The 13,501-nt window shown below is 51.3% G+C and carries 13 protein-coding genes; 8 read left to right on the top strand and 5 right to left on the bottom strand.

Features of this window, described 5'->3' with window-relative positions; genetic code table 11:
- Positions 1-15: 15 nt before the first annotated feature.
- From IPM59_03535 to IPM59_03500, 8 genes are all read left to right on the top strand, one after another.
- Positions 16-261 (top strand): hypothetical protein, encoded by a 246-nt coding sequence (locus tag IPM59_03535; protein ID MBK9214660.1) that lies wholly within the window; start codon positions 16-18, stop codon positions 259-261.
- 85 nt (positions 262-346) lie between these two features.
- The gene (locus IPM59_03530; GenBank protein MBK9214659.1) at positions 347-829 is read left to right on the top strand and encodes a hypothetical protein; all 483 of its coding nucleotides are present in this window, start codon (positions 347-349) and stop codon (positions 827-829) included.
- A gap of 25 nt (positions 830-854) precedes the next feature.
- Positions 855-1,793 (top strand): hypothetical protein, encoded by a 939-nt coding sequence (locus IPM59_03525; protein MBK9214658.1) that lies wholly within the window; start codon positions 855-857, stop codon positions 1,791-1,793.
- A 6-nt stretch (positions 1,794-1,799) separates the two neighbouring features.
- Positions 1,800-2,669, top strand: a complete 870-nt coding sequence (locus IPM59_03520) for a ThiF family adenylyltransferase (protein MBK9214657.1) — start codon at positions 1,800-1,802, stop codon at positions 2,667-2,669.
- A 23-nt stretch (positions 2,670-2,692) separates the two neighbouring features.
- Positions 2,693-3,058, top strand: a complete 366-nt coding sequence (locus tag IPM59_03515; protein MBK9214656.1) for a hypothetical protein — start codon at positions 2,693-2,695, stop codon at positions 3,056-3,058.
- Positions 3,059-3,767: 709 nt separating this feature from the next.
- Entirely contained in the window at positions 3,768-6,758 is a 2,991-nt protein-coding gene (locus IPM59_03510) for a type IV secretion system DNA-binding domain-containing protein (GenBank protein MBK9214655.1), read from the top strand.
- On the top strand, positions 6,755-7,669 hold the full coding sequence (locus IPM59_03505) for a recombinase family protein (GenBank protein ID MBK9214654.1): 915 nt from the start codon (positions 6,755-6,757) through the stop codon (positions 7,667-7,669). Before IPM59_03510 ends, IPM59_03505 begins: the two co-directional genes overlap by 4 nt.
- A gap of 505 nt (positions 7,670-8,174) precedes the next feature.
- Positions 8,175-9,161: a site-specific integrase gene (locus tag IPM59_03500; GenBank protein ID MBK9214653.1), complete on the top strand. Its 987-nt coding sequence runs from the start codon at positions 8,175-8,177 to the stop codon at positions 9,159-9,161.
- 55 nt (positions 9,162-9,216) lie between these two features.
- Here the strand turns inward: IPM59_03500 and IPM59_03495 are convergent, their stop codons facing one another.
- The 5 genes from IPM59_03495 to IPM59_03475 are packed head-to-tail and all read right to left on the bottom strand — an operon-like array spanning position 9,217 to position 13,487.
- Positions 9,217-10,689, bottom strand: coding sequence for an SAVED domain-containing protein (locus tag IPM59_03495; protein ID MBK9214652.1), 1,473 nt, complete (start codon positions 10,687-10,689; stop codon positions 9,217-9,219).
- 18 nt (positions 10,690-10,707) lie between these two features.
- Positions 10,708-11,601 carry a nucleotidyltransferase gene (locus IPM59_03490; protein MBK9214651.1) on the bottom strand — a complete coding sequence of 298 codons (894 nt, stop codon included), beginning with the start codon at positions 11,599-11,601 and terminating at the stop codon, positions 10,708-10,710.
- A gap of 2 nt (positions 11,602-11,603) precedes the next feature.
- Complete coding sequence (locus tag IPM59_03485; GenBank protein ID MBK9214650.1) at positions 11,604-12,107, bottom strand: HORMA domain containing protein; 504 nt, start codon at positions 12,105-12,107, stop codon at positions 11,604-11,606.
- Positions 12,104-12,574: a hypothetical protein gene (locus tag IPM59_03480; protein MBK9214649.1), complete on the bottom strand. Its 471-nt coding sequence runs from the start codon at positions 12,572-12,574 to the stop codon at positions 12,104-12,106. Before IPM59_03480 ends, IPM59_03485 begins: the two co-directional genes overlap by 4 nt.
- Position 12,575: 1 nt before the next feature.
- A complete protein-coding gene (locus tag IPM59_03475; GenBank protein MBK9214648.1) occupies positions 12,576-13,487 on the bottom strand; it encodes an ATP-binding protein in 912 nt (303 codons plus the stop codon).
- Between the last annotated feature and the right edge of the window lie 14 nt (positions 13,488-13,501).

Genomic DNA, 13,501 nt, shown 5'->3' with positions numbered 1-13,501 from the left:
CAAAGGAGACAAATTATGAAGCAAATTACTATTTCTGTCGCAGGCACGGACGGCAGCCGTGAATTTAAAGATGTGCAGCTCTTGCCTGGCACTAAGCCTCGCGATGTTCTTGCACAGCTTAATCTGAACGGCTTTCAACTGAATAAACCAGAAGGCGGAGCGTTTGGTTTCAACGATGATCTTTATCAGGCCGTTGCTGACGGCCAAAAGGTCTTCGCAACGAAATCGGATGTCGAAGCCGGAACAGACGACAGCTTTTAACCTCTTTGGGGGCGGTAGTAACTGTCATAGCCCGGCAAGCCACGAATGTCCCTCGCTTGCCGGCATTTATTTATAGAAAAGGATAATGGCAACACTGATCACACCTGCAAGACCGATCACGATCCGGCCTTCTGAGGCCATAATCGCAATTCACCCTTCCTCTCCGGTTGTGCAGGTCAGACCGGCGACCGTGATTCCGATCCGGCCGGTGTTACTGGTGCCGATCACACCGGCAAGATCTGAGACTGTACGCCCTCCGAATCGCGGTGCATGGGATGAACGGGGCTGGATAAGAACGCGTAACGGCAACAACGAGATTTACGAAGGGGAATACCAGGTCGGTGGCAGGCGGTTTAGAGGAAGAATCGAGGTCGCGCGGCGTGGTCGAATTCAGGCATTCATCCATAATCCGCCGCGGGCGATCCGCCGGCATCGACATCATGCCTGTTTTCAGCAGGTCGGTCTTGGTACTGGATGGTATCTCCTGCACTGGAGCCGGTCACCACGAAATGTTGATGAGGCGATCCTTTATTTTGAGCAAGTCTTGGATGAGTCAATCAATATGTAAATCAGGCAGGAGGTAAAAACCAAAAATGTTGGAACAAATTAAGGAATTGCCGTCGAAGGCAATAAACATTATCAGGGGCGGTGACGCGCATTTTGATGCTCGAAGTGCGTTGAAACAGATAGAACAGTCGTTGTTAAAGGAATGGAAGGCCGGCCTTGTGCTCATTACAGGCGCTCCGTGCCTTGACCCGAAACAAAACGATTATCTTCACGCTGCCATAGAAAATTTGACGGAATGCCATACCGCAGTCAGGATCCTTTACAAGGCTGCCTGCCCAGTTAATCCGCAGCATGCCGCCAATATCATCGCAACTCAAATTACAAATACAAAGCGGTTCATCGAAAGCATCGGTGCCGGGGACGACGCAGCGATGAACGTTGCGATGAAAACGTTGAACATGCTCTTTGCGGCGGAACAGGAGATCAAGAACACGTTTTCGTTGAACGGAAGACGTGAAACTACCGCAGTCGATGTTGTGGCAACCACAACTTCCCGTCCGGTTATGACGCTCTCATCGTCTATGATGTTTCAGCTTTGGCAGGCGTTATTTCCGGCTGAGCGAATGATGGTCGGAGCGGGTTACCGCCACGGCAATAATGTGACGGTCAACGCTCTGTTTGACGTGACCGGCGTTGCAGGTACGGGAGGCGTCAAGGCTGATCCGGACCTTTTGGGCCGTGCTCTCATTGCGATGTCTCAGAGCGGCAGTCATTTCGCTTTGTGGATACATTCACACCCAGGAAGCGGACCTGAAGCAACTAGGCCGAGCGGTATTGATATCAGGCAACACGCCGATTGGCTCAAGAACTATTCGGATGATCTTGTATCAGCGATTATGGTCAAAGACGCATATTTCCGCTTTTGGGGAACGGCGGTGGAATCGGGAAAGATCTCGATCTCGATCGATGGTGACGGCGTTTCCGGCGTTTCAGTTCAGAACCATGTATATCGTTTGGGGGTGTAAAAAGTGATGACAGGTTCACAGATCAATATCGATGAAGAAGTGTCAGAACCGAGCGACACCTTTGCAGAATTTCCGGAAGAACTGTTCGACATCGGCGATCCAATGGAAATCGCATGCTCTGAAGAGGTAAAGGCAACACATGAAGCGGAACCTGACCTTTTCGCCCGGCATGATGGTATTCCGGCTCATCGGCAGGATCTGCTCGAACCGGCAAGGTTCCTCGTGATTGGCGGCGGCGGTCTCGGTAGCTGGGTTGCTGTTTGTTTGGCAAGGAGCGGAGCGCGATCGATCACGATCGTTGACGCGGACCGCGTCGACCGCACCAACCTATCTCGGCAGTTCTTTTACGCTGATGATCTTGGCGAGCCAAAGGGCAAGCGGCTTGCAAGGCATATTGCCGCGCAAGCGATGGCCGGCGCGGTCGTCACCGGCATTGGAATGACGTTTGAAGACGCCCTTGAGAAGTATACGCTGCCCGCCGATTTGATTATCGCCGGCGTCGATAATAATGAGTGCCGGCTACATGTCGTTAAGGAAGCTCGCAAACGCGGAATACCGGCGATCTTTTCCATGTTGAGTCGCGACGGGATGCGAACACAGGTTTTTCTGCAGAATGCATCGCCCCTAGAACCATGTCTGTGGTGTGCTCTGCCGAATCTTGACCCCGAAAGGATAATGCCGTGCGCTTCAGCGATTGTTTCGAGCTGTTTTATGACTGCCGGTTTCACCGTTTTCTTTGCACATCGGGCCGTTATGGGTTGGGGTGAGCTGACACCGTTCAACTGGCGGGAGGCCGATCTTTCAGGTATAGCACCTGATCGCATCGGAACGGTGAAGAAACGGCAGGGGTGCGAGGTTTGTGAGGGGATGATCTGAAAAATCGTGACAGGAGCATCAAAATGAGCACATTCAACAAACATTTAATGATCTTTGTCGAGAACCTTGCCGGTCCGCTCGATTGGTATCAGGAGAGCGGCAACGCCCAAACAACCTTCAAAGGCCGCTTTCTCATTTATGATCGGGCGGGCAATCTTAAAGATCATGTTCGCGGCATGATCGTGCAGCGGGATCAGCACGTTGCAGAAGTGTATCTGTATGATCCGCCGCTGTATATCAGCAAGCATCGTCACGGCCGCTGTATGCAGCTGCTGACCCCGGATAGCAAGTGGTTCAAGCTGCATTTTGAAAAACCAGCAACAAATTTTGGTGATGCTTACATGTTTGTTGAGGCCATGCTGACGGAAGCGTTTAATCTGACACACTAACAATGAGTGATGGCTCAAACACAATTTTGGCATGTCTCTCACTGATCTTCTGGCTTGTTCTTATAGCACTCGGCCTCTCGTGGATCTGCCGTCATCTTTTACCGAGAAATCCTGTATTGCGACGTATCTCGCGATGGTTTTTCGGCCTTATTTTTGTTTCGCCGTTTCGTACTCTTTACCGGATAGGTCGGTGGCTAGTCAACGCAATCCACAACACGAGGCCTGATTACCGTCGTCATCCGCTTTTCTTTGAGCGATATCCCGTATCTCCTCTTGAGCTTTACAGCGTTATCGAAGACAGATTTGTTTTCCGTCAGGTAATAGGCGTCACCGTTTCCCGCGTCTCGCGTCTGGAATGGCATTTGTTGTCAACTCGGCGTACATATCTTTTGATCCGGTTTCGCGAAGCTGTTTGTTTCATAAGCGCCGTGCCTGTTGGCACTGGTCTTCTTGTGACTTGGCGATATACGGCAAACCCCTCGCGGTTTTCGATGGTCCTGTTCGAGATACCGTATTTTGGATTCATAGCTGAACGCATAATATCCCCGCCGACGTTCTATCGGACTGATGTTTATGAAGCTTTTGAACAAGCAATTCGTGGCTGTGTTATTGAGGCAACAAACGTGTTGGTCCAGCGTGGCGTCCGCCCGTTAACTGAGAATGAGCAGCGACCACTTCTGCGTGAATTTTATAACTAACGGGCGGAGTCATGGATTACCGGGATCATCATTATGCTGAAGCATGGACGCGATCTTTCAAAGCTTGGGAGCAATGTTGTCGTGGATGGAAATTATACGATGTCGCGGTAGCACTTGAACCGGCATTTACCCCAATATTCGTTGAGCCTGCACCACCTAGGCAGATTATCGATGATGCTCGGACCGGCGGAGGAATTCGAGGCTTCATTGAAAAAAGCGTTGTAAATCAGACTCCTTTACAACCACAGCTTGTAACAAAACTGGTAAAAGTTGGCCAGCCTTCGACCTTTTATCGTGAGGGCAGTTTGGCTGAGATACATATACAGCTTCCGCGTGAATTGGACGTTAATCCTGCGTTAAGTGAACAACTTTTACTGTCGATCGGTCATTTCAATACGCCGGTTGCATTTGAGATTTTTGGTGATCGCGAAACAATATCACTCCAACACGCGTGCGAGGTCTCTCTCGTCCAACATCTTACATCGCAATGGAAGGCTTCTGTTCCCGACGTAACGCTCGTACGCAGGGACGGTTTTCTTGCTGATAAATTCAGCGGCTTGGCGCCTACAGTCATTGTTGATTTTGGACTTTCAAACAGTTTTCTGCTGCCGCTTCGCGAGTTTCGAAGCTTTAATCCTGACCCTCTCGCAGGCGTCATCGGCTCCCTTGCTTCGCTCGCGTCAGATGAACGTGCTGCGTTGCAAGTAATGTTCATTCCTGCCAAATCAGCATGGGGTGATGAAGCGCTTCGAGCCGTTGCCGATACGGAACAACGAAAACTGCTTAACGAGATCAATCCCAATTACTCAACGTCAATCAAGGATAAATTTGCAACTCCGTTGTTTGCTGTTTCGATCCGTCTCATGGGTCAGGCATCCTCTTTTGACCGCTGTTGGACGCTTCTGAAACAGATAGGTGGAAGCCTCAGACAATTCGGTCATCCGCGTAGCAATGAGCTTATCGCTTTGAGTTGTGACGGCTATTCAGCGGCCAATCACCGTCTATCTTTCTTTTCACGCACTAATTATCGAATGGGCATGCTGCTTAACACATCGGAGCTTTCAGGTCTTGTTCATTTACCTGCATCTTCTATTCAAACGCCAAAGCTCGCACGGGCCGCCACTCGAACGAAGCCTGTGCCAAAGGCTGCATCAGGCAACACTCTTATCCTCGGTCAGAACCGTCATGACGGTAGCGACACGCAGGCGTCCTTATCGGAGGATCAACGCACTCGACATGTTCATATAATCGGCAGCACAGGATCAGGAAAATCCACGCTTCTGCTAAATATGGCCATTCAAGATATGCAGGCTGGGAACGGCCTCTGTCTGCTCGATCCGGCTGGAGATCTCGTTAACTCGGTCTGCGCCAATGTGCCTGATGCCAGAATGGATGACGTGATTCTGTTCGACCCGTCCGATACAGACTTTCCGATCGGCTTCAATGTTTTACAGGCGCATAGCGATCTCGAGAAAACACTGATCGCGTCCGATCTCGTATCGGCGTTCAGACGCATGGCTACAAGCTGGGGTGATGTTATGGACGCAACCCTGGCCAATGCGGTTCTCGCTATTCTCGAGAGTGACCGCGGCGGAACACTCGCTGACCTGAAGCGGTTTCTGGTCGAGAAACCGTTCCGCGAAGAGTTTCTTACATCCGTTCATGACGATAGCGTCAGGTACTTTTGGAACAATGAATTTCCGCTTGTTTCCGGCAAACCTCAAGCATCAATTCTTATCCGTTTGGACGCGTTTCTCAGACAGCGGTTAGTTCGCAATATCGTCTGTCAAAAAGACAGTAAATTGGACTTCCGCTCGATGATGGACAACAAAAAGATTTTGCTGGTAAAGCTTTCGCAGGGCATGATGGGTCTGGAGAACGCACATCTTCTGGGAACTCTGATCGTAACAAAACTTCACCAGATTGCACTTAGCCGGCAGGACACCGATTCAAGACCGTTCTTTGCGATCTACATTGATGAATTCCACAACTTCGTAGGACCTAGCATCGAACCAATACTTTCGGGCATCCGCAAATACAACATAAGCTTAACGCTTAGTCATCAGGAATTTCGACAATTACAAAGCCGGAGCCAAGAGGTGGCGGCAAGTGTTGTCTCGAATTGTTACACGCGCATTTGTTTCAGGCTTGGAGATACCGATGCAGACCGTTTCGCGGCTGGGTTTTCTTCATTTGACGCAGCGGATCTTCAGAATCTTGGGATCGGCGAAGCGATCGTCCGTGTTGAGAGGGCCGATTACGACTTCAACTTGCAGACAAATGAAGCCCCTAAGCCCGAGACTGTGGTCTTAGAGCGCAAAAAGACGGAAATTATCCGGCGATCACGCGAGAAATTTGCTGCTGCGAAAAGCTTGGTTGAAAACCTCGCAGAAAATGCGAAAACCTATCCGGTGTCATGTGCGGTAAGACCTGAGAACGAAACTGTTTCAGCACACAGGGCGGCGCCTCCGACCGTAGATCCAAAGGATCTCTCACCATCTGAAAATGAGCACCTGTATTTACAGCGCATAATGAAACGGATAGCAGAAAAATACGACTTCATTGCAACAGTAGAAAAATCGGTTCTTGGTGGAACCGGTCGTATCGATGTTGCCCTTGATAACGGCACTGTCCGTGTAGCTTGTGAAATTGCGGTGACAAACACAGTGGAGTATGAGGTGCGAAATATTCAGAAATGCCTCAGTGCGGGATATGACCGCATTGTTGTATTGTCCCTGCGTGAGGATCATCTGAGAGATATTGAACAAGCCGCAAAGACAACACTTGCAAACTCACAACTCGACAGACTATCGTTCTTGGAACCTCAAAACTTTCATGTCTTCCTTGAGAGCTTATCTAATGAGACATCCAACAAGCCCTTGGATGCAGTAAAGGTCAATGGCTATCGCGTTAAAACTTCATACGCCGAGATTTCAGTTGCCGAGGCAGAGGTGATTGGACAAACCTTATTAGAGGTTTTGGACGAGAGGGACAAAAAGTGAACAAAACCGAACAAATTCGATCGCGCGGTGGAGCCGCTCCATTTGGTTATCGATGGCGTGACGGGCGTCTTGAAATCGATGAGACCGAAGCACCAATCCGGCGTCTTATTTTTGATCTTTTTCTCAAACATCGGCGAAAGAAGACCGTCGCACTAATTTTGAATGATCTTGGGTATCGAACTCGTAACCGGGCAGAATTCTCAGACATGGCAATCGACCGATTACTAAGAGATACAACCGCCAAAGGTGTTCGCCGTGAGATAGACGCCGATATCCAGGTCGATCCGATCGTATCAATTGAGGTTTGGGAAAGGGCCAATACTTTGCTGGGAACCCGGGAAGTAAAACAGCCGGTCAACTTGTTCGCTGGTCGTGTGTCTTGCTCATGTGGCGGCGTGATGAATGTGCCTTCGAATTCCACAAAATATGTTTGCCCTCGTTGTCGCATTAAAATTCCGTCAGATGACCTTGAATCAGTTTTTCTTTCTCAGCTTGAACCTTTTAGAATTGGTTCGCATACTTTATCGGAATCGTGGGCCACGTTTAACCTAAAGAACAAACGTTTGATCGTAGAACATCTCTGTGAAGCGGTCACTGTCGCACGCGAATCGATATCGATACGATTCGCGTGCGACCCTTCCTTATTAAAAACGGCGGCACTTGGGCAACCAATGCAACCCGGCCTCGACGGGCATTTGGAACAACCGCCGTCAAATATTCCTCAAGAACCACTAAATGAACCTTTGCTTAGTGAAGCTGAGGCAGCCATTTTCCTCGGGATTTCTAAATCAACGCTGCTACGCAAACGAAATGCAGGACTTATCGGATTCTTCCAGGTCGGATTTCGTATACTTTATTCAAAAGAAAAACATCTGATGCCGTATCTGACAAGCTGCGAGGGTCGGCGCTAATTCTCGACTGGCAAAGGTTAATAGCACCATGCGTTAGATAACTTCTTAGATAAATAACAAAAGCCCGTCAAATGTTGACAGGCTATGGTATTGATTTAATTGGCTCCGCAGGTAAGACTCGAACTTACAACCCTTCGGTTAACAGTCGTTTCCTTTAGGAAAAACTGGATTACAACTGTTAACAAAACTACGTCTACAAAATCTCATAACCTCATTTATTTCAGCGGTTATAGACGTACAAGCATAACATGTTGTTTCATTCGATAACATTAAGTAAGATGGAGATCGCAGGTAAATCTATAGGTAATGAGAAGCATTCGGGTATTGCACGAAGGAAATTGTGAAGACGGATCAGACAAAAAAGAAGCGATCTTCGCCCAGGTATTGGAAGGAAATAAACGGTAATTTGTACGCCCGGTTTCAGTACAAAACCGATACCGGTACGTCAAAGGAAAAGTATAAGCCGATTACGGATAAAAGATCGGCCAAGCGTGCCGTTGACGAAATGAGGCGCGAACTCGAAGAGCACGGCGAAGATACGCTCCGATCTGACAAACTGACTTTTGCAGGACTCGCGGCCGTCTATGCCGAGCAAAAAATACTGCCGGCCAAGTATTCGAACGGTATCAAAGTCTCAGGCAGACGCTCGCTCATCCCGGTCAGATCGTCCCTCAAGACTCTCATACAGTACTTTGGCGCCAAACCGATACGGACGATCAAAAGTGCCGATATTGAGAGGTTTAAGCAAACACGGTTGAAAACACCGACCACTTACGGAGGGCAGCGAAAGATCGCGTCGGTGAACCGGGAACTGGAACTCTTAAGGACGATTCTGAACTATGCGGTTCAGAACGAATGGCTTCTTCGCAATCCGTTCACGTTGACCAAAGGCATTATTTCCAAGGCAGCTGAAGTAGAGCGAGATAGAATTCTATCGATCGAGGAAGAGTCCCGCTTGCTCGACGCCTGCATTGGCCGCCGCAAGCATCTACGACCTCTGTTGATATGTGCTTTGGACACAGCGATGCGGCGAGGGGAGCTCTTTAGGATGCGCTGGGCTGACGTGAGCTTCGCTACCAGCGAGATCTTCATACCCCAGACCAATACGAAGACCGAGGAGGCCAGAACGGTAGGTATTACCCGACGGCTGCGCGAGGAGCTGGAAAAACTATGGAGCTATTCGCCAAAGAGCCAAGATGGGCTCGTATTTGGTGTTACCAATACGATCAAAACTGCCTTCAAGTCGCTCTGCGAAGATGCAGGTGTTAACGGTTTTCGATTTCATGATTGCCGTCATACGGCTACCACGAGGATGATCCTGGCCGGTTGTTCCCACACTGAGGTCATGAAAATTACCGGGCATTCGCAGCTTAAAACATTTCTTCGCTACCTCAACGTCAAGGCGGAAACAACGAGCAAAGTCGCGTCCGCTTTGGACACTTATCTGTCGGAAACGTCCGCATTCCCGGTTGTCTCGGATCGGCTGAATTAGCTGGAGACGGATGTCTTCGAGACTCAAAATCCCTTACTCGATCGAGCTTGTGCCGTTAACCAGTCGCGATAGACAAGGACTCCTGATACCCGCCGGTACTGTCTCGTTCGTATGTAATTATCGTTCCTATCGCGTTCAACTTTTGTCCTAAGAAAAGGCAGAATGAGGCCGGGGCGTACAAAACCAGGTGGATGCGCGTTGCGGCAAATTCACTCCGAGTTTTGCGGATCAACTCCTTCGCATGATTTGCAAGAGCAACGGCGTCTCCAGCTCCGGTCAAAATCGCCTGTCCGCCACCGCCGTCCGGCTCCGCATAAATAAGCGCCGAGAACTTATCGCGGTTCTCGTTAAAGAATCTTTCCGCATCGGCACGTCCGCTACCAGATACCGCCAAGAACACAACGACATCGTCGCCGGAACCGCTTCCCGCTGCCGCTTCGTGCTCGAATTTAAGTTGTGTCGGCGTAGTGTCGGACCGCCAGAGATTATTCTCCGAACCCGTCGGCTGCAGGGTTCGAAAAGCAAAGCCGCCAACATCAGGAAACACCGCTCCGATCGCAAGCAGGGTCGTCAGCGGGAGTTTGCCGCGAAAGTCGATGTATCTGTTATCCGCTCGTTCGTGGAACTTCTTCTTCGCCGCATTCAACTCCGGCTGCAGCTCCTTTAACCACTCTTCCTGTGAAGGTACTCGCCGTGTGTCGCGATCTATGTAAGCCGTCCAATCCAGCTGAACCGTCGGAGTTGTATCGAATACTTCTTTCGTCCATCCATGGATCGTCAGGCTTGCCTTCGGACTCTCGGCCGCTTCAGCCCAGAGATCGTTCTCGTCGATCAGCTCTATAAGTGATTCGCGGGTTACCTTCTTTTTCTCGCCACCCGCCTTGATCAAACGTCTAATAGCCCCGAGCACGACGTCCCTTGGACCTTGTCCGCTCTTCAAACCGTAACGCGCCATTCGATCGTCAATGTTGGACTCGAGTTCAGGCGTACCCGCGAAGCCTAGACGGAAACGAAGGTCGCGGCAGAACGCTCCCATTTCTGACTCCGTCGCACCAACGGCGTCGCGCCATTCTTTCTTGGCTCGACCGGCTTTCGATCGCGAACTGCAATTGTGGAACAGTTCGTCAAGCTCGTTGTTCTCGCGTATGAAAGGACCGATATCCGTCGCGTAAGACCAATTGCTGACCAGCCAGACTTCCGCGGCCTCGCCACCATTTGTCAAGCCTTTCCAGCTGTTAAATAGCTTTTGTAGGAGGGATGTCTTACTCGGTTTCTTGATCTCGGTGAACAGCTTGAAATCGTAGTGACTGGTACCCTTAACGTGCCATTTGACCTGATAGTATTTCGCCGCGACTTTGGCCGGATCTTTCGGGTGCAGCGTCACGTCGTCAGCCGCGCCGGCCTTTGGATGCTCGACGTAAGCGTGATGGTAGACGCTGTCCTCCGGGAGCAGGAGCAACAACAAATACCAGCTATAAAGATGCTGGTAGTCGTCGCCTCCAATTCGTGCTCCGCTTTGTTCGCCCATCGTGCAAGTATTCAAAAATTAAGATAACGGGAATTGTTTCCCAAATAAGTCCTTCCATGTGCGCAAGGCTTCGCCGTTCTTCCCCTCGCGTTCGAGCCGGATCGCAAGTGCCGCCCTCTGCTCGCTTTCACGCAAGACCTTTCGGGCGTTATCGCAGTCCGCTGTCGCCATGCGATCGCTAACATCCGGACCGAGGCCAGCCGGGTCCGGCCATGTTTCGTGTATCCGGTCGGCAAGCGTCGCAAAGAACGCTTGTATCTCGCGTGTGTACGTCCCGCCCCAAGGTGGAAACAACACTTCGAGGGCCATCACCTCGATCAGGAATCCTGGCTTGATCGGCTTGCCTTGGTGACGGTTCCACGCTTTCATCATCCGGACAAGTCCCTTCCACTGACGGTCGTACGCAGCTTGTGCCTTTACAGCCAGGTCGGCATGGACCTCGGGGTCCGTATCGGTCCATCCAGAGGCCGTGTCCATATCTGGTATCTCGTAGTGGTTGTTTTTAGCGAAGGCCGGGACGACGTCGAAGCTCATCACTTTGTCGCCCGTCTCACCGTTCTCATCTTCTTTTATGCCGAAGTCGACGCAGACGCTTCGTCGTTGCTGCGAAACGTTGCTATCACCATACTCCCTCGCTAATTCCTTCTCCACATCGCCGAGGAGAAAGGACGGGTTCTTGTCACGGTAGTGCCGTTCCTCATCTCCGAGCACGCAAAAAATGTCGACATCTTTGAGTGGTTTGGTCTTTGTGTGCCGCTTGTACGAGCCAGTCAGGAAATCGCGGTCGAGCGAGAACGATCGCTTCATAACCTCACGAATGTCTCGATGGCGCCGCTGCGCGTCTTCCTGCTCCTTATCCCTAAGCTCGAGGTTCGTGCGAAATTTTCTGAATGCGTCTTGAACTGTGATCATGATTATTTCTTTCTCCAATAGCTGGTACCCGTTGAGATCGATCCCGCACCGATCGTGGTTCCAATGCCCTGTTTAACAAACCCGTCTGTTGACCTCAAACTGGTGCTCGACCAACCCGTCACATCTCTGCGTCCAGTTGCCGTCGTGGTCACGACCCTGTAATCGCAATTCGCCGGATTCAGTCCGATCTTGCGGATGTGATATTTAATATCCTCCGGATCCTGCCAGAATGAACCGTCGCCCGACTGGCCGTAGAAGATCTCAAAATCCCAGCGGCCGACCAGCTCATCCGTGCTCGGATTGAACACCTCCAGATGCACTTCTTCGAGATCGCCGTCGCTAAGCCAAGTGCGGATGCCGAGCTCGAGCGTTGGCCATTCGCTCGTCATCTTGGCCGGGTCGAGACCGCTCATCCGGACGATGTTCTTGATCGACGTCAGCATCTTATCTGTGACGAATGTGTATGAATGGACGTTTGTGTAAACGCCTACTGCTGTACTGCTCATGCGTTTAGAAATGCCTCCATATCAATTTCGACGGCACAGGCACCCGCGGCACGGGCGGTATTCGATTCGCCGTCTTTTGTTTGATCTCTCGCTGTAATCCGCTTGGACTTTTTCTTGAGCTCATTTGTAACCCATTCGAGATCATCGGGATGGCACGGCAGCGACATCGACCAGTCGCCGGTAGCAGCTTCGAATGTAAGGACACCTTCATTTACGCCATCGCCAGAAACCGAGTCTTCGCCGTAGATGCAATAGACCCTAACCTGCGGGCCGCTGCCCGAAACGACGGCCGGCGAATCTTGAAAACACTCGTCGGAAATCAGCGACGCGGCGACGCCGCCGACCGCGTCCAGCTCAGTGCGTCCTGCGGTTCCCGGCTTCGATAGTATTTCGGTTATCTTCGACCACGCTTCGGTGGCCGAATGCGCCGGGCCCGCGGCTACCCTTCTTGCGACAACTGTGGACATATCACTTCTCCTTCCTCTTAAGCGTTGTTTTTGCGTCTTCGGCCGCCTTCAATAGCGCCTCGACCGTTAGCTTCCCGGGATCGACAGCGGCCTCCTTGGTATATGCGCAGGCACCGGCGACCATCTTACGCAAGGCCCGTCCGTCCAACCCTTCGGTTACTTCAACCACGCGTTCAAACTCATCCGTCGCCAGTAGCTTCTTGATCGACGAGAAATGTTTCGCGAGTCCCTCGATCGTGTCCTCCAAGATCGATCGACGCGCCTTTGCGTTCGGAACCGGCACCGTCATCACAAGGTCGCATCTCGAAATGAATGCGTCGTCGATCGCCCCTTCAAAATTGCTGGTCGCAATGAACAAGAGATTCCCATGACGTTCCGCTAAATGGTCAAGCTGTGCGAGGACCGCGTCGGTCGCACGATGGACGTCAACCGGGTTGGCTTCCATGCTCAACTTGCGCCGGTCGGTCGCCATTGTCTCCACTTCGTCCAGCAGCACGATCACTGGACCTGACGCCGCATGTTCTGGGATCGTCTTGCCTAGCAGATCGGTGACCGCCTGCTGGGTCTTTCCCATCGACGAACTCGTCAGAGAGTGCGGTTCGATCTCGAGGAAGGTCGCACCTTTTATCATTCTCGCGACGCGGGATGCAAGTCCGCGGGCGAGCGACGTCTTCCCCGTTCCGGGCGGACCGACGAGCAATACAATGCCGTGCGTCGGAATGATCTCGCGTCCGACGCCCTTGGAACGCAGCGTGAAGCCGACGATCGCTTGGTTGAGGAGCTGATCTTTGACGCCTTCCCCGAGGAAGATCGAATCCCAGGTCTTATCAAACTGCTCATCAGGAATGACTCGGCGATCGAGAATTCCCGGCGGCAGATCAGTATCAAAAATGGGCTTGGTCTTTGCGCTCATAAATTCGTTTGCGG

This window comes from Chloracidobacterium sp. (assembly GCA_016715795.1).
Lineage (GTDB): Bacteria > Acidobacteriota > Blastocatellia > Pyrinomonadales > Pyrinomonadaceae > OLB17.
The sequence above is the reverse complement of the archived record's forward strand: the minus strand, read 5'-3'. Positions and strand labels throughout refer to the sequence as shown.